The organism is Streptosporangium canum (assembly GCF_900113865.1).
In the GTDB taxonomy this organism is placed as follows: Bacteria; Actinomycetota; Actinomycetes; order Streptosporangiales; family Streptosporangiaceae; genus Streptosporangium; species Streptosporangium canum.
The window spans coordinates 203,847-219,570 of sequence record NZ_FOQY01000008.1; the positions used below are offsets into that span (position 1 = coordinate 203,847).

General features: G+C 71.9%; 13 protein-coding genes. 6 read left to right on the forward strand and 7 right to left on the reverse strand.

Annotated elements, in window-relative coordinates:
- Nucleotides 1-234: 234 nt before the first annotated feature.
- From BM085_RS14795 to BM085_RS14825, 7 genes are all read right to left on the reverse strand, one after another.
- Nucleotides 235-2,940 carry a glycoside hydrolase family 38 N-terminal domain-containing protein gene (locus BM085_RS14795; RefSeq protein WP_093887562.1) on the reverse strand — a complete coding sequence of 902 codons (2,706 nt, stop codon included), beginning with the start codon at nt 2,938-2,940 and terminating at the stop codon, nt 235-237.
- The gene (locus BM085_RS14800) at nt 2,930-3,991 is read right to left on the reverse strand and encodes a Gfo/Idh/MocA family protein (protein ID WP_093887563.1); all 1,062 of its coding nucleotides are present in this window, start codon (nt 3,989-3,991) and stop codon (nt 2,930-2,932) included. Before BM085_RS14800 ends, BM085_RS14795 begins: the two co-directional genes overlap by 11 nt.
- A gap of 69 nt (nt 3,992-4,060) precedes the next feature.
- Nucleotides 4,061-5,266 (reverse strand): CehA/McbA family metallohydrolase, encoded by a 1,206-nt coding sequence (locus tag BM085_RS14805; RefSeq protein ID WP_093887564.1) that lies wholly within the window; start codon nt 5,264-5,266, stop codon nt 4,061-4,063.
- Nucleotides 5,263-6,318 (reverse strand): ABC transporter ATP-binding protein, encoded by a 1,056-nt coding sequence (locus BM085_RS14810; protein WP_093887565.1) that lies wholly within the window; start codon nt 6,316-6,318, stop codon nt 5,263-5,265. The genes BM085_RS14805 and BM085_RS14810 overlap by 4 nt, the downstream gene beginning before the upstream one ends.
- Entirely contained in the window at nt 6,315-7,139 is an 825-nt protein-coding gene (locus BM085_RS14815; RefSeq protein ID WP_093887566.1) for a carbohydrate ABC transporter permease, read from the reverse strand. The genes BM085_RS14810 and BM085_RS14815 overlap by 4 nt, the downstream gene beginning before the upstream one ends.
- On the reverse strand, nt 7,136-8,035 hold the full coding sequence (locus BM085_RS14820) for a carbohydrate ABC transporter permease (protein WP_093887567.1): 900 nt from the start codon (nt 8,033-8,035) through the stop codon (nt 7,136-7,138). The genes BM085_RS14815 and BM085_RS14820 overlap by 4 nt, the downstream gene beginning before the upstream one ends.
- Nucleotides 8,010-9,392, reverse strand: coding sequence for an extracellular solute-binding protein (locus BM085_RS14825; protein ID WP_093887568.1), 1,383 nt, complete (start codon nt 9,390-9,392; stop codon nt 8,010-8,012). Before BM085_RS14825 ends, BM085_RS14820 begins: the two co-directional genes overlap by 26 nt.
- 183 nt (nt 9,393-9,575) lie before the next feature.
- On the opposite strand from BM085_RS14825, the gene prcB reads away from it, so the two are divergent.
- From prcB to BM085_RS14855, 6 genes are all read left to right on the forward strand, one after another.
- The gene (prcB, locus tag BM085_RS14830; protein WP_093887569.1) at nt 9,576-10,424 is read left to right on the forward strand and encodes a proteasome subunit beta; all 849 of its coding nucleotides are present in this window, start codon (nt 9,576-9,578) and stop codon (nt 10,422-10,424) included.
- Nucleotides 10,425-10,449: 25 nt separating this feature from the next.
- Nucleotides 10,450-11,232: a proteasome subunit alpha gene (gene prcA, locus BM085_RS14835; RefSeq protein WP_177245107.1), complete on the forward strand. Its 783-nt coding sequence runs from the start codon at nt 10,450-10,452 to the stop codon at nt 11,230-11,232.
- A gap of 110 nt (nt 11,233-11,342) precedes the next feature.
- Nucleotides 11,343-11,852, forward strand: a complete 510-nt coding sequence (locus BM085_RS14840) for a hypothetical protein (RefSeq protein ID WP_093887571.1) — start codon at nt 11,343-11,345, stop codon at nt 11,850-11,852.
- 386 nt (nt 11,853-12,238) lie between these two features.
- Nucleotides 12,239-13,597 carry a Pup--protein ligase gene (gene pafA, locus BM085_RS14845; RefSeq protein ID WP_031161482.1) on the forward strand — a complete coding sequence of 453 codons (1,359 nt, stop codon included), beginning with the start codon at nt 12,239-12,241 and terminating at the stop codon, nt 13,595-13,597.
- Nucleotides 13,598-13,726: 129 nt separating this feature from the next.
- Nucleotides 13,727-14,650, forward strand: a complete 924-nt coding sequence (locus BM085_RS14850) for an FKBP-type peptidyl-prolyl cis-trans isomerase (RefSeq protein WP_143120922.1) — start codon at nt 13,727-13,729, stop codon at nt 14,648-14,650.
- A 146-nt stretch (nt 14,651-14,796) separates the two neighbouring features.
- Nucleotides 14,797-15,702 carry an FKBP-type peptidyl-prolyl cis-trans isomerase gene (locus BM085_RS14855; RefSeq protein WP_093887573.1) on the forward strand — a complete coding sequence of 302 codons (906 nt, stop codon included), beginning with the start codon at nt 14,797-14,799 and terminating at the stop codon, nt 15,700-15,702.
- The last annotated feature ends 22 nt before the right edge of the window (nt 15,703-15,724 follow it).

A 15,724-nucleotide genomic window follows, 5' to 3' on the forward strand; every position in this document is an offset into this window, starting at 1 on the left:
CTCCGAGTCCGGGTCCGACACGCGGACGGCGGACGGCCGCGCCCGCTGCCGCGAGGAGTGCGTCAAGAGGCGCCCCGCCGAGAGTCCCGAAAAACGCGCGGCAGGGCAAGGCGAGCCGTCCGGAAACGGCCCGCGGTTTCCGAGGGCACAAATGCCATCCGAAATGCCGAGAGATCAAAACGCGAGCCGAATTCACCGATAAACGATCCCAATCGCACAGACCGGCCGGCGCGCTCAGCCCGCTCTCGTCAGGTGAAGGGTCGCGATCTCGAAGGGGCGCAGCGGTAGCCGTACGACACCGCCGGTGACTTCCAGCCGCTCGCCCGCCACGCCGAGCACGTCGGCGCGGCGGGCGGCATCGAACGGCCCGCGGACGACGGCCTCGGTGACCGAGGGGTGCTCGGCCACGACACGGATCTCCAGCACGTCGCCGCGCTCGCGCAGCGCCGTGAGCACCACGCCCGTGCCCTCGACGGCGAGGGACGCGCCGGCGTGCTCCGGGGACCTGCCCGGCCCCCCGGCGGCCGGGGAGGCGGCCGGGGCGCGGCCCGACCCCGGCACGGCCAGCAGCGCGTGCCGATACTCCTCCGCCAGGCGCGGCAGTCCCGCCTGGTGCCAGGTGCCCGTGTGGGGCAGTACGGCCAGGCGCGTCGTGACCGGTCCGGGGCACTGGGCGGCGGGGGTGGGCAGCTGGGGCCCGGCGGGCTCGTCGCGGTAGGCGTTGCGGTTCCTGGACAGCAGGCCCACCGAGCGGATCAGGGTGAGGGCCAGCTCGCCGCCGGTCAGCTCGTACTCGGTCACCTGGTCCAGCAGGACCGCCAGGCCGCCGGCGGTGACGAAGCCCTCGGCGGGGAAGGTGGGCAGGGGCTCCTCGCCGCAGCCGCCCTCACCGGTCAGGCCGCGCCGTACGACCGACAGCTGCCCTTCGGAGAAGGACTCCGCGGCGGGGGAGGGGAGGGGGGCGTGCCAGCGGACCCGGTGGTCGCGGCAGCGGTTGTCGAAGGACATCTCCAGGCGCAGGTAGGGCTCGCCCGCGCGGAGCTCGGCCCTGGTGGTGACGGTGACGTTCTCGGTGACCGGGGAGCGGCCGTCCGGGGTGGCGCCGGACGGCCAGGCGTAGTCGCGGCGGATCTCCAGCACCGACACCAGCGGTCCGGCGCAGACGCTCTCGACCTCGACCCGGCCGGGGGTGTCGACGAGGGTGTCGGGGCGGGGCGGGGCGTGGTTGTAGGTGTCGCCGGCGTCGCCGCCGTCGACGACGCGGCCCACGCCGTGGGCCTCGGCGCCGTCCGCGAACAGCGACAGGGTGCCGTCGGGGGCGACGGTGACGCGCAGCAGGCCGTTGTCGAGCGTGCCCTCGGCGGGGCGTGCCCAGCCGGGGGAGTCCGGAGCCGGAGCCGGTTGCGAGGCGGGGACGGAGGTGAGGACGGTGCGGCCGAACGGCGCGACGGTGACCTGGGCGGCGACGGTGACGACCGGTTCGGCGCGGGTGCGCACCCGCCAGGGGCCGGGCCGGGCGGCGGCGCCGTCCAGGACCGCCGCGCGCAGGTCGGCGTAGTCGTAGCCGGGGGTGGCGTGGCGGCCGACGACGACGGTGAAGACGTCGCCGTCGGCGGACCAGGAGACGATCTCCTGGCCGAAGAGCTCGCGTTCGTGGATCCGGCCGAGGAGCTGGGTGAGGTCGTCCATGACGGTCTCGTCGAGGAGGGTGGGGGCCAGCTCCAGCCGCTGTGCCGGCACCCGGCCGCCGTCCGGGGCGGACAGGGCGGCACGGCTCTCGGGCAGGTCGGCCAGGACGAGGGCCGTGCGCGGGAAGGGGGAGGGGTTGACGACGACGAGGGCGTCGCGGGAGGCCCGGTCGGCGAGGGAGGCGCTGACCATGTCGACGACGGCCTGGCCGATCTGCTCGGCCTCGGCGATGCGGGCGGCGACCTGCTGGGCGGTCTCGTCGGCGCCGCAGCCGGTGATGGAGTCGTGGCCGCTGCAGGCGATGAGGCGGCGCCAGGCCATGTCGAGTAGTTTCGCGGCGGCGGTGCCGCCGGGCAGCCAGAGCGCAGACAGGGGCTCGGCGTAGCGGGTGACGACGCGCTCGGCGCGGGCCATGGCCTGCTTGGCGGGCATGCGCGCGGAGATGACGCCGGGCAGGATGTTGGCGCGGGCGTGGGAGCGCAGCTCGCCGTGGACGGCCGGCAGGCCCGTGACGGAGGGGTCCTGGGCGGTGACGTAGTCGTGGAGGGTGGCGATGCGCAGCCCGGCGGCGGTGATGTCGGCGGCGGGGGCGCTGTGGTCGGCGCCGTACATGGCGAGCAGGGGGCCGGCGGGGTGCCAGGGGCGCAGGGTCTCGGTGAAGGCGGCGAGGCGGTCGGCGAGGGCCTCCGGGGGGCCGCTGAACAGCGCGACGGCGTTGCCGTACCCGCCGGGCAGGTACTGGGTGCGGACGGCGGTGCCGTCGGCGCCGATCCAGGCGAAGGCGTCGCGGTCGACCGAGGCGGGCACGCCGCGCCACAGGCAGGCGTGTTCGAGGCCGGCCTGGCGCAGGATCTGCGGCATCTGGGCGCAGTGGCCGAACTGGTCGGGCAGGTATCCGACGTGCATGACGCCGCCGAGTTCGGCGGCGCCGCGCATGCCGTACTCCAGATTGCGGATCAGCGTCTCCCCCGAGCAGAGGAACTCGTCGGCGAGGATGAGCCACGGTCCGGCGGCGAAGCGGCCCTCGGCGACGAGCCGCCTGACGGCGGGGAGCCGTTCGGGGCGGATCTCCAGGTAGTCCTCCAGGGCGGCGAGCTGGCCGTCCATGGTGAAGCGGTAGCCGGGGTCGGCGGCCATGGTGTCGAGGACCTCGTCGAGCATGCGGACCAGGCCGAGCCGGAACCGCTGGAAGGGCAGGTACCACTCGCGGTCCCAGTGGGTGTGGGGGACGACCACGATGTCAGGCGTCATGCGCCTCGCCTCCGATGGACGGTCCGGCGACCGATTTGATGATCTTCTGGGCTGTCACGATGTCCGCCAGGCCGCCGGCGAGCCCGGTGAGCGGGGGAGTGCCCTCGGTGACGAGGGCGTGGAAGGCCTCAAGCTGGCGTTCGAAGGCCTCGGACACGTCGCGATGGACCGTCCTGACCTCCGTGGTTCCGTCCAGGGAGCTGGAGGTCAGGACGGTGGGGGCGTTCATCAGGTAGGGGGAGGGGAAGACCAGCTCCAGCGTGCCGTCCTCGTGGTGGACGCTGACGGTCTCCCGGTAGGCGGGGTGGCCGGGCAGGTAGTGCCAGCGCAGGCTGTAGCGGCCCCGCTCCAGGGCCCCGCCGACCTCCAGGGAGGGCCCGTCCCACACGGCGGTGTGCTCGACGGTGGCGGGCGGGCCGCTGAAGGTGCGCATCAGCGCCAGGTCGTGGCTGAGGCTGCCGAGCACGACTCCGGAGTACAGCGATCTGATCGGCGCGGAGGCGGCCCCCAGGGCGGCGTCCAGGGCCTCCTCGTCGGCTCTGAGCCACGGTTCGAGCGCCGCCGGGGAGGGGCGTGAGGGCCGGACGCGGGCGAAGGCGAGCTGTGCCTCGCCGGTGGGGTGCAGCACGGTGACGTCCAGGTGCCGGACGGCGTGGCCTTCCAGGAGCGCGACGGCCCGCCGTACGGCCGGGTCGTACTGCTTCATGTAGCCCACCATCAGCCGCGCCGTGTTCCTCAACGCGCGCGCCTCGGCCTGGCTGTAGGCGAGGGGTTTCTCGCACAGCACGGCCAGGCCGCGCTCCAGCGCGGCGGCCACGAGGGCCCCGTGGGATCCGGCGGTGAGCACGACGAGCGCGTCGAAGCCCCCGTGGTCGAGCATCGCCGCGGGGTCGGAGAACCAGCGCGCCCCGGTCTGCCGGCCGGCGGACTCCGCCTGCGCGGGGTCGAGGTCGCATACGGCGTCCACCTCGAACAGCTCCCGGCGTCTGGCCAGCAGTGGCAGGTAGATGGCCTGCGCGGCGACCCCCAGCCCCACGATCGCGATCTTCATCGGTACCTCCGCAGGATGTCCTGGCCTTCGGGTCGGGTGGCCGCCCCCGCCCTCAGGCGGGGGCGGCGGTCACGTGCACAGGGCCATCACCTCGTTGCGGTGGGTCTCCAGCCGGTGGGGTCCGGGCCGGGCCGGGACGGTGACCCGGTCGCCGATGACGGCCCGCCGCATGTCCGGTCCCCACAGCACCAGCCCGTCGCCGCCGACGATGAGGAAGTCGTCGCCGTGGCGGAGCAGCAGCGGCCCGTCGGGAGTGGCGGACACGGCGGTGCGGCCGGCGCGCAGCCCTTCGAGGGGGTCGTCGGCGAGCACCCAGGTGGTGGGGTCGCCGGGCGGGTGGCCCTCCTCGGGCCGGTGGTAGTCGCTGCCGCCGATCATCGTGGCCCCGGCCGACCAGAGCTGCGTCCAGGCCAGCGGCGCGCCCCAGGTCCGGTCCCACCAGCTCCAGTGCCACACCTCGACGGCGGGCGGCCGCGCGGTCATGGCGTGGCGCCACGCGCAGTCGCCGGCGACGGGATGGTTGATCGACAGCACCCCGCCCCTGTCCCGCACGGTCCGCGCCCACAGGTCGGGGCTGTCGCGGAAGTCGATCCAGCCGATGTCGCCGAAGGCGTTGGCGTGGCCGAGGTCGGTGGTGACCTCCTGGCCGGGGAGGAGGGTGATGGCCGCGTAGGTGGCGGCGGCGGGCAGCTCCGCGTGGTGGCTGACGGTGTTGTGGTCGGTGACGGCGAGGAAGTCCAGGCCCCGGTCGGCGGCCAGGCAGGCGAGCTCGGAGACGCTGAGCGAGCCGTCGGAGTGGACGGTGTGGGCGTGCAGGTCTCCGGCGAGCCAGCGCAGCCCGCCGAGCGGGGGCAGGCCGCGCCTGGTCGCGGCCGGCTCGCGGGGCGGGGGAGGGGGCCGCAGGCCGGGCCGGGCCGGCGGCCTGACGGGCGGGGACAGGTGCGGGATGACGCTCAGCTCGTACGGCAGGCCGCCCGGCGGGACGCGGTGGAGGCCGAGCAGGATCCGCCACACGCCGGGTTCGGGCTCGCCGGACAGGTAGCCGGGGGTGGCCCAGGCGGGAGTGACCGTGTATTCGGAGCGGGCGCCACCGGACCAGCCGCGGAAGCCCAGTGGCCCGTGGCAGCCGAGGTCCAGCACGCCCGCGGAGCGGTCGTAGGAGAGCCGGACGGTGAAACCGCGGGCGTCGGCGGGCAGCTCGAACGGGACGTCGTGGACGGGGGCGGTGAGGCGGTCCTCCAGGGTCCAGCGGCCGGTGACGCGCAGCGCCCTCATGCCTGGCCCGCCAGCCGGCCGTCGTGGTAGACGAGGGCGCGTCCGCGCCGGGGGACCGCCCAGGCGGCCGTGCCGACGGCGGGCTCGTGACCTTCGCCGACGACGGCCTGGACGAGGTGGTCCGGGCCTTCCAGGGTGACGAGGGTGGCGGTGCCGAGGTTCTCCAGGACGGCGACCTCGCCGGGGAAGCCGTCGTCCCGGCGGGTGGCCGACAGGTCGGTGTACTCCGGACGCACGCCGTACACGATCGGTTCCCCCTCGGGCAGGTCCCCGGGTGCGGGCAGTGCGGCCCCCGCCACGTGGAGCACGCCGTCGCCGGCCCTGCCGGGCAGCAGGTTCATCGGGGTCGAGCCGATGAAGGAGGCGACGAAGGTCGTGGCGGGCCGGTGGAAGATCTCGGCCGGGGTGCCGACCTGGACGATCCGCCCGGCGTCCATGACGGCGATCCGGTGGGCCAGCGCCAGGGCCTCGCCCTGGTCGTGGGTGACGAACACGGTGGTGACGCCGAGCTCGTCCTGCAGGCGTTTGAGGAAGGTGCGGGCCTCCAGGCGGAGCCGGGCGTCGAGGTTGGACAGGGGCTCGTCGAACAGGAACACCCGGGGGCGGCAGGCGACGGCCCGGGCGAGCGCGACCCGCTGCTGCTGGCCGCCCGACAGCTGCCCGGGGCGCCTGCCGAGCAGTCCGGTCAGGCTGAGCCGGTCGGCGACCTCGGCCGCCCTGGCCTCCCGCCGGGCGCGGGGCGTCTTTCTGATCCGCAGCGGGTAGGCGATGTTGGCGGCGACGTCCATGTGAGGGAAGAGGGCGTAGTCCTGGAACACCATGGCGACGTCGCGGCGGCCGGGCGCGAGCGTGGTCACGTCGGTCCCGCCGATGCCGATCCTCCCGGAGGTGGGGGTCTCGAGGCCGGCGATGCTCCGCAGCAGCGTGGTCTTGCCGCAGCCGGAGGGGCCCAGCAGCGCGAAGAACTCGCCCTCCCCGATGTCGAGGTCGAGGGAGTCGAGCGCCCGCACTCCTCCGGGGAACACCTTGGTCAGGCCGTGCACGGAGATCACCGCTTGATCCCTCCATGGAAGCGGAAGCCGTACCTGCTGCTGACGAACAGGTACATCAGTACCACCGGCAGCGAGTAGAGCAGGGAGAACGTCGAGATGAGCGAGAGGTTGGGCTGGCCGCCCTCGGTGTAGAGGGTGTAGAGGACGACCGAACCGGGGGATTTCTCCGGGTCGCGCAGCAGGATGTACTGGAGCAGGAAGCCGCCCCACACGTTGGCCACCGCCCACACCGCGATCGTGGCCAGGCCCGGCCGCACCACCGGGACGACGATGTGCCGCAGGATCTGCAGCGGCGAGGCGCCGAAGACCCGCGCGGACTCCTCGTAGGAGGTGGGGGTGGCGTCCATGAAGTCCTTCAGGATGAAGATCGCCGCGGGCAGCAGGCCGCCGGAGACGGTGAGGACGACCCCCAGATGGGTGTCGACCAGCTCCAGCCGGGAGGCCAGCTCGAAGATCGGCACCATCGCCGCGGTCCCGGTGACCACCGACGAAAGCAGCAGCAGCACGTAGAGCAGCGCGTCGCGGCCGGGCACCCTGACCCGGGACAGGGCGTAGGCGGCCAGCGCGGCCAGGACGACCACGAGTGCCGCCGCGCCGCCCGCCTGGATGATCGAGTTGCCGACGGAGCCGAGCGCGTAGGGGTTGTCGAGGATGGCCCGGAAGTTGTCCAGTGTGAACTCCGGGAGCGACACCGTGATGGAGGGGTGCGCGTCGAACGGCGCCGAGGCCAGCCAGAGCATCGGCAGTGCGAAGAAGGCGGCGACGACCGCGAGGAGGACGGCCGAGGCGATCCGGCCGAGCACGTGCCCGACGAGACTCATCCGGAGACCTCCCCGCGGTCGCGGAGCAGGCGCAGGTAGGCCAGGGCGAAGACGAGGTTGATCAGGAGGATGAGGAGGGAGACGGCCGCGCCGAAGCCGAGCTGCCCGTCGCGCAGGGCCACGTTGTAGACGTAGACGGGCAGGATCTCCGTGCGTCCCTCGGGGCCGCCGGCGGTGAGCAGGAAGGGGGTGAAGTCGTTGAACGTCCACAGGCTGGTCAGCAGCACGTTGGTGAGGACGTGGCCCTTGATCCGGGGCAGGACCACGTCGCGCAGCTGCTGGAAGGCGGACGCCCCGGCCAGGCGGGCGGTCTCCAGATGGGACGGGGGCACGTTCTCCAGGGCCGCGGAGTAGAGCATCATCGAGAAGGCGGTGCCCCGCCAGGTGTTGAACACGATGATCGACAGCATCGGGTGGTCGAGCAGCCAGGCCGCGCCGGGGGTGCCGAGCAGGGCGTTGAGCGTGCCGCCGTCGCGGTCCAGCAGGGCGATCCACAGGAACGCCACCACCGAGCCCGGCAGGATCCACGACAGCAGCACCAGTGCCTCGACGAGCCGGCGTACGGGCCCGCGCCGGTCGCGCATGATCCACGCGAGGGCGAATCCCAGTCCCGCCTGCCCGATGATCGCCGACCCCAGCACGAACTGCACGGTCAGCCAGACCGAGCCCCGGAACCGCTCGTCGCCCAGGGCGGTGGCGTAGTTGCCGGCCCCCACCAGCCGGGGATCCGCCGCCGCCGTCCCGGTCAGCCGGTAGTCGGTGAGCCCGAGGTAGATGGTCCAGATCGCCGGGAACACCAGGAAGACCCCGATGAGCACGAGCGCGGGCAGCGCGAACGCGACCGCCCGCCCCCGCCCCAGCCCCGCCGCGTCAGTTCGCGACGTTGCCGGAGCCACCGACCAGCCTCTCCACCTTGGCCCGGTAGGCGGCGGCGGCCTCCTGGACGGGCTTGCCGGAGACGACGTCCGCCGTCGCCTCCTGCAAGGCGGCCGACACCTGGGGGTAGACGGCCAGGCCGGGGCGGTAGACGGTGATCGGCAGGACCTCCTCGGAGACGAACTTCAGCATCGGGTCGGCGGCGAGGACCTCGGCGTTGACGTCGGAGCGGGAGGTGACGCGGGCGGCTCCGGCCAGCTCGGCCTTGACCGCCTCGGCGGAGTGCATGAAGGACAGCAGTTCCCAAGCCTGCCGGGGATGCTCGGAGAAGGGGTTCAGCACCCGTACGGCCCCGCCGGACATGCTGACGAAGTCCTGGCCGCGGACCCCGGCCCCGGGCTGCTTGGCCGGGATCCTGGTGTAGCCCACCACCCGGTCGCGCTCGGCCATCGGGGCCACGCCCGTCTTGGGGTCGACCACCGCCCGCCAGAAGTAGTCGCCCTCCGCCAGGATGCCGATCCTGCCGTCGGCGAACTCGGCGAAGGACTTGTCGCGGCCCTTGGCCTCCTGCTGGAGCTTCGGGTCGCCCAGGCCGCCGGAGTAGATCTGCCGGTAGAACTCCAGCACGTCCTTGACCGCCTGCGAGGAGCCGGCCCACTTGCCGCCGGAGTAGATCTCCGTACCGGTGCCGGCCAGCAGGGGCAGCGCGCCCTGCATCGTGGTCGCCTCACCCATCGCGGTGCCCGCGTTGATCTGGATCGGCGTCACGCCGGGCAGTCTCTTCAGCGCCGCCCCCGCGTCGAGGATCTCCTGCCAGCTCTTCGGCTGCCAGGGCTCCGGCAGGCCGGCTCTGCCGAACAGCTCCTTGTTGTAGTACAGGACCCGTCCGTCGGTCCCCTGCGGCAGCCCGTACTTCCTGCCGTCGAAGATGCCCAGGCCCTGCACGGCCTGGGGGATCTGCTGCCACCCCTCCCACGTCTCGACGGCCGTCCCGCCCAGCTCGGTGAGGGGTTTGAGATACCCGGCCTGGGCGAACTCCCCGACCCAGATCCCGTCGAGGTCGATCACGTCGGCGCCGGTCCTCGACTTCAGGTCCAGTGCGACCTTGGTCTTGTACTGCTCGTCGCCCACGCCGTTCGGCTGGAACAGCACGTGGACCTCGCGCCCCGCCGCCTTCTGCGCGGCCTCGAACCTGGGGATCACCCACTGTTTGATCCATTCGGCGGCTGCCGCGTTCTTGCCGCCGGAGATGGCGTTGGCGGTGATGGTCAAGGTGATGCCGTCCTCCCCGGCGGGGGTGCCGGAGCCGCAGGCGGGCAGCGCGAGGACGGCGGTCGTCAGTGTCGCAATCAGGACAGGTCGGTGGAAGAGTCTCACGGTGACCTCTGCTGGGTGGAGGCATGTCACGACAACTCGACAATTACACGGGCTTACTCGGGCGTAAAGATTCAATGATCCGGTCGGAGGGGGTTCGCGCTGAGCTGATCCAGGGAAGTGCATGCAGCACGGCAAGATGAGTAAGGTCGGGCCTTAAAGGACCGCACCTTTGGAGGGAGTCGCGTGGGATCGCACAGGGACCTGCCCGCCGGCATGGTGAATCACATCTTCACGAACAGCGGCATTTCCTCGTTCACCGAGTTCGTCGGCTCCTACGCGCCGGACTTGTTGCCCGGCCGAAACGAGACCCTGGCAGCCCCGGTCGGCGACCGGATTCCACACGCCACCACGATCGTCGCGGCGACCTGCGCGGGTGGCGTGGTGATGGCCGGTGACCGCCGGGCGACCTCGGGGAACATCATCTCCCAGCGAGACATGGAGAAGGTGTTCCGAACCGACGACTACTCGTGCATGGGCATCGCCGGGACGGCGAGCACCGGCATCGAGATGGCCCGGCTCTACCGGGTCGAGCTCGAGCACTACGAGAAGATGGAAGGCCGCACGCTCTCCGTGGCGGGCAAGGCCAACCGGCTCGCCACCATGATCCGCGGCAATCTCGGCATGGCGATGCAGGGCCTGGTCGTGGTGCCGCTGTTCGCCGCCTACGATCCCGAGATCGACGGCGGCCGGATCTTCGGCTACGACGTGGGAGGCGGCCCCTACGAGCAGCAGCAGTACCACTCGATCGGCTCCGGCTCGATCTTCGCGCGCGGCTCGCTGAAGAAGCTCTACCGGGAGAACGCCTCGCCCGAGGAGGTCGTGCTGGCGCTCATCCACGCCCTGTACGACGCCGCCGACGACGACTCGGCGACCGGCGGCCCCGACGTCACCCGTAAGATCTGGCCCGTCGTAGCGCAGATCACCGCCGACGGCTTCCACCGTCTGTCCGACGAGGAGGTGGGCGGACACGTCCAGACCGTCCTCCAGGAGCGGATGAGTTCCCCCGACGGCCCCGTCGCCCCGCTGCGCTAACACGAGAGGATCACCCCAGGTGTCCATGCCTTTTGGATATGTCTCGCCCGAGCAGCAGATGCGGGACAAGGCGGATTACGCGCGAAAGGGGATCGCGCGGGGCCGTAGCGTCGTCGTTCTGCAGTACGAGCACGGCATCCTGTTCGTCGCCCCCAACCCCTCCCGGGCCCTGCACAAGATCAGCGAGATCTACGACAGGATCGGGTTCGCCGCGGTCGGCCGCTACAACGAGTTCGAGGCGCTGCGTCTCGGCGGCATCCGCTACGCCGACATCAACGGCTACAACTACGCGCGCGACGACGTCACCGCGCGTGGCCTGGCCAACCTCTACGCGCAGAACCTCGGCCAGATCTTCACCGAGTCGATGAAGCCCTTCGAGGTGGAGATCGTGGTGGCCGAGGTCGGCGACTCCTCCGACGAGGACCACATCTACCGCCTCACCTTCGACGGCTCGGTCTTCGACGAGACCGGTCTGGTGGCGATGGGCGGTCAGGCCGAGGCGGTGGCGGGCCGGCTCAAGGAGCGTTACCGCGACGGCCTGCCACTGGCCGAGGCGCTGGAGGCGGCGCTGTTCGCGCTGACCGAGCCGGGCGGTGAGCGCTCCCCGGCCGGCCAGCTGGAGGTCGCGGTGCTCGACCGCAACCGGCCGCACCGCAAGTTCCTGCGGCTCGCCGGCCCGAGGCTGGAGCGCCTGCTGGCCGAGGGGGCCGCGACGCCCCCGCCGTCCGGGGAGGCCGCGCCGTCCGGGGAGGCCGAGGCTCCGGCCACCGCCCCCGAGGGAGACGTCGACACCGGCTCGAACGGCTGATCGCCCACCGGCGGAGCGCCGTCCCCCACGGGGGACGGCGCTCCGCCGGTGTGATGTAGATCACCTGCCCGGCGGACAACCGTGCTCGTGCCGCCGTCGTCGTAACCGACATGAAGCGCTCCCTGACGGCCGCCGCCGCCGTGCTCTCCGTCGCCCTGGCGGGCGCGGTCCCCGCCGACGCCGCGGCGATCCCCGCCTTCCCCGTGCCGAAGATCTTCGGTACGGCGTTCCAGCCCGACCCGGGCCACGATTTCACCAAGCGCATCAGTTCCCGCAAGGACGGCGTCCTGCGCGGCTGGATCACCCATGTGGCCCCCGGCCAGGTGGAGTACGAGCCGATCAAGTGGGTGAAGGACAAATACAGCGAGGGCCACTTCGTGGGCCCGGCGGAGGGGGACGTCGCCGCTTACGCCTCACCCGTCGCCAAGAACGTCGTCTTCCTCAGCGCCCTGGGCTGTTCGGCCACCCTGGCGGGCTTCACGGTGAACAAGCAGGGCCTGGGGAGCAAGCGCTGCTCCCGCACGGCGTTGCTGACCAGGGCCAAGAAGTACCAGCGCCCCTCGCTGATCACGGTCTACCGTAGTGAGATCGTCAAGCTTCAGGAGATCTACACCCCCTGAGCCCTCCGAAGGGGCCTCGCCGGGCGGCGGAGCCTCGCACGTGCCGCGAGACGTCCGCCCCATGATTGCGATCACATTTTTCCGGGCAGCCGAATCGAGGCCCCGGCGGTCTGACGCGGTGTGCGCCGCGCCGCTCCCCGGCCCGGTCCCGGCGGCCACGGCCGCTCCGCGGCCCGCGACGGCCGGATCGCCGGGGGCGTCGAGATCTTCCGGCGGGGCGGCTGACGCGCCCGGGATGCCCGGGGATCCGGTACGGCTCGCACCCCGGAGGACCCGGGTGTGAGCCGTGCTCGCGCTTAGCAGTTCATCGCCGGGGGCATAAGCCGTACGACCGAAAACCCCATTGATCCCTCCCGCAAGAGGGGTTCGGCGAATAGTGTGAGGCAATGGATCGTCGCATCTTCGGGCTTGAGAACGAGTACGGCGTCACCTGCACGTTCAGGGGGCAGCGGCGGCTGTCACCCGACGAGGTCGCGCGTTATCTATTCCGCCGGGTCGTCTCCTGGGGCCGATCGAGCAACGTCTTTCTGCGCAACGGCGCCCGCCTCTACCTGGACGTGGGCAGCCACCCCGAATACGCCACCCCCGAGTGTGACAACGTCGTGGAGCTCGTCACCCACGACAAGGCGGGGGAGCGCATCCTGGAGGGCCTCCTCGTCGACGCCGAGAAGCGGCTCCGCGAGGAGGGCATCGCCGGCGACATCTACCTGTTCAAGAACAACACCGACTCGGCCGGAAACTCCTACGGCTGCCACGAGAACTACCTGGTCGGGCGGCACGGGGAGTTCGGCCGCCTGGCGGATGTGCTCATCCCCTTCCTGGTGACCCGGCAGATCGTCTGCGGCGCCGGGAAGGTGCTGCAGACCCCCCGCGGCGCGGTCTACTGCGTCTCCCAGCGGGCCGAGCACATCTGGGAGGGCGTCTCCAGCGCGACCACCCGGTCGCGCCCGATCATCAACACCCGTGACGAGCCGCACGCCGACGCCGAGCGCTTCCGCCGCCTGCACGTCATCGTCGGCGACTCCAACATGAGCGAGACGACCATGCTGCTCAAGGTCGGCGCCACCGACCTGGTGCTGCGCATGATCGAGGCGGGCACGGTGATGCGCGACCTGTCGCTGGAGAACCCGATCCGGGCGATCCGGGAGGTCTCCCACGACATGACCGGGCGGCGGCGCGTGCGGCTGGCCAACGGCCGGGAGGCGTCCTCGCTGGAGATCCAGCAGGAATACCTCTCCAAGGCCCGCGACTTCGTCGACCGCCGCGGCGGCGACGAGACCAGCCACCGGGTGCTGGAGCTGTGGGAGCGGACGCTCAACGCCGTCGAGACCGGCAACCTGGACCTGGTCGCCCGGGAGATCGACTGGGTGACCAAATACCAGCTGATCGAGCGCTACCGCAAGAAGTACGACCTTCCCCTGTCGAGCCCCCGGGTCGCCCAGCTCGACCTGGCCTACCACGACGTGCACCGCCGCCGTGGCCTGTTCTACCTGCTGCAGAAGCGCGGCGCGGTGGAGCGGGTGGCCTCCGACCTGAAGATCTTCGAGGCCAAGTCCGTGCCGCCGCAGACCACCCGGGCGCGGCTGCGCGGGGAGTTCATCCGCAAGGCGCAGGAGAAGCGCCGCGACTTCACCGTCGACTGGGTGCATCTGAAGCTCAACGATCAGGCGCAGCGCACCGTGCTGTGCAAGGACCCCTTCCGCAGCGTGGACGAGAGAGTGGACAAACTGATCGCCGGAATGTGATGGTCACGCTTCGGCAAGATCGGTCTGCGGCTTAACTCATCCGTATGTCCGGACGGGTAGTGTGGCGCGAACCTGACGTCTGCTAGAGGGATATCTATGCGCCGCCGCAGCCTGGCCGTACTGGCCTCAGTGCCTTTGTTGTTCGCCGCAGCCTGCGGCTCCGGAGGGGGTGCCGGCACCGCTTCCACCGCCTCCAGCAGCCCCGCCGGTGCGGTTCCGGCGCTGAAGGTGACGGGCGCGGCGAACGCGAAGCCCACTGTGGCCTTCCCCGCCAAGGTCGTCGAGACCTCCTCCTACCAGGTCATCACGCCCGGCACCGTCGGCGCCGCCGCCAAGGACGGCGGCAGCGTGGTGGCCAACTTCACCGTCTACACCTGGGACGGCAAGGAGAACAAGCTGGCCGGCTCGACCTACGACGAGGGCGGCCCGCAGCTCATCACGATGAACGAGCAGGTCCCCTCGATCCTGCGCAAGGGCTTCGCCGAGACCAAGGGGGGCGGCCGGTTCCTGTCCGTCGTCGGCAAGGACGCGTTGCCCGCCGAGCAGCAGGCGCAGGCGCCCGCGGGCCAGTCGCAGGTCTTCGTGGTCGACGTCGTCGGCGTCCCCGAGGGCAAGGCGGCCCAGGGCGCGGCGGCCGACCCGGGCGTCAAGGGCGTCAAGGTGGAGAACCCCGGCGGCGACGCCGCGCCCAAGCTGACCACCAAGACCAAGGAGAAGGCGCCCAAGGAGCTCGTCGTCAAGACGGTGATCAAGGGCACCGGGCCGGAGGTCAAGTCCGGCCAGTCGATCCTGGTCCAGTACGCCGGGAAGATCTGGGGCTCGGACCTCGAGTTCGACAGCAGCTGGGCGCGCGGCGCAGAGCCGATCATGTTCCAGATCGGCACCGGCAAGGTCATCAAGGGCTGGGACCAGGGCCTGGTCGGCGTCCCGGTCGGCAGCCGGGTGCTGCTGAGCATCCCGCCGGACCTCGGCTACGGCAAGCAGGGCTCCGGCGACAAGATCAAGGGGACCGACACCCTGGTCTTCCTCGTGGACGTCGTCGCCGCCTACTGACGGCTCCGGACGGACCCGGGCCACCCCGGGGGATCCGCGGACCTCACGGAGCCCGGCCATGCGGACGCATGGCCGGGCTCCGCCTGTTACTGACAACCCTCCCAATAGGGCGTTAGGGTGGGCGCATCCCCGGCCTAGGGAGTCGCATGCGCATCCCGCCACTGCTCGCCGCGTTCTCGCTCATGCTGGTCGCCGCCTGCACCTCCGCAAGCGGTCAGGGCGGCCCGGAGATCGAGGTGCTCGGAGACTTCGGGGTGAAGCCGAAGGTCGTCTTCCCGGACGGCGAGCCCGCCGGCGACCTGCGGGTCCGCGAGCAGATGGTCGGCACCGGGAGCGTGATCAAGGGTGACGACCTGGTCGTGGCCCACTACACCGCGCATGTGTGGGACGGCGAGGACAACCGGTTGCTGGCCTCCAGCTTCAACCAGGGCGCTCCCGCCTCCTTCCCGCTGGCCCACTCCATCGCCGGCGTGGGCAAGGCTCTGCGGGGGCACAGGGTCGGCAGCCGTGTCGTCGCCGCCATCCCGCCCGGCGAGGGCTACGGCCCCAATCCGCCCGGCGGGATGACCGCCGACGACGAGCTGTTCTACGTGGTCGACGTCCTGGGCGCCTTCCCGCCGGACGCCGCCGCCCGGGGCAGGGGCGGTGGCGGCACCCTCGCCGGGGTGAGGGTCACCGGCGGCCCCGGCGAGCGCCCGGCCCTCACCCTGCCGCGTGAGCGGCCTCCCGGGCGGCTGCAGAGCAAGATCCTCATCCAGGGCGCCGGCCCCAGGACCCAGGCGGGCCAGCTCCTGGTCACCCAGTACGAGGGCAGGATCTGGGGCAGCGGAGCCTCCGCCGACTCCACCTGGGAGGCCGGGCAGCCCAAGGCCTTCCAGATCGGCACCGGCAGCGTCATCTCCGGCTGGGACAAGGCCCTGGTCGGCGTCCCGGTCGGCAGCCGGGTCGCCGTGGTCGTCCCGCCGGGACTCGGCTACGGGAAGGGCCTGCCGCCGCTGATCAAGCCCACCGACACCCTCGTCTTCGTCGTCGACGTCCTCGCCGCCTACTGATCCGCATACGCCGCCGTTCGCC

Excerpts from the sequence above, each read along its gene's own strand:
- BM085_RS14795 (WP_093887562.1), bottom strand. The coding sequence starts at position 2,940 with ATGACGCCTGACATCGTGGTCGTCCCCCACACCCACTGGGACCGCGAG.
- BM085_RS14800 (WP_093887563.1), bottom strand. The coding sequence starts at position 3,991 with ATGAAGATCGCGATCGTGGGGCTGGGGGTCGCCGCGCAGGCCATCTAC.
- BM085_RS14805 (WP_093887564.1), bottom strand. The coding sequence starts at position 5,266 with ATGAGGGCGCTGCGCGTCACCGGCCGCTGGACCCTGGAGGACCGCCTC.
- BM085_RS14815 (WP_093887566.1), bottom strand. The coding sequence starts at position 7,139 with ATGAGTCTCGTCGGGCACGTGCTCGGCCGGATCGCCTCGGCCGTCCTC.
- prcA (WP_177245107.1), top strand. The coding sequence starts at position 10,450 with ATGCCTTTTGGATATGTCTCGCCCGAGCAGCAGATGCGGGACAAGGCG.
- BM085_RS14840 (WP_093887571.1), top strand. The coding sequence starts at position 11,343 with ATGAAGCGCTCCCTGACGGCCGCCGCCGCCGTGCTCTCCGTCGCCCTG.
- pafA (WP_031161482.1), top strand. The coding sequence starts at position 12,239 with ATGGATCGTCGCATCTTCGGGCTTGAGAACGAGTACGGCGTCACCTGC.
- BM085_RS14855 (WP_093887573.1), top strand. The coding sequence starts at position 14,797 with ATGCGCATCCCGCCACTGCTCGCCGCGTTCTCGCTCATGCTGGTCGCC.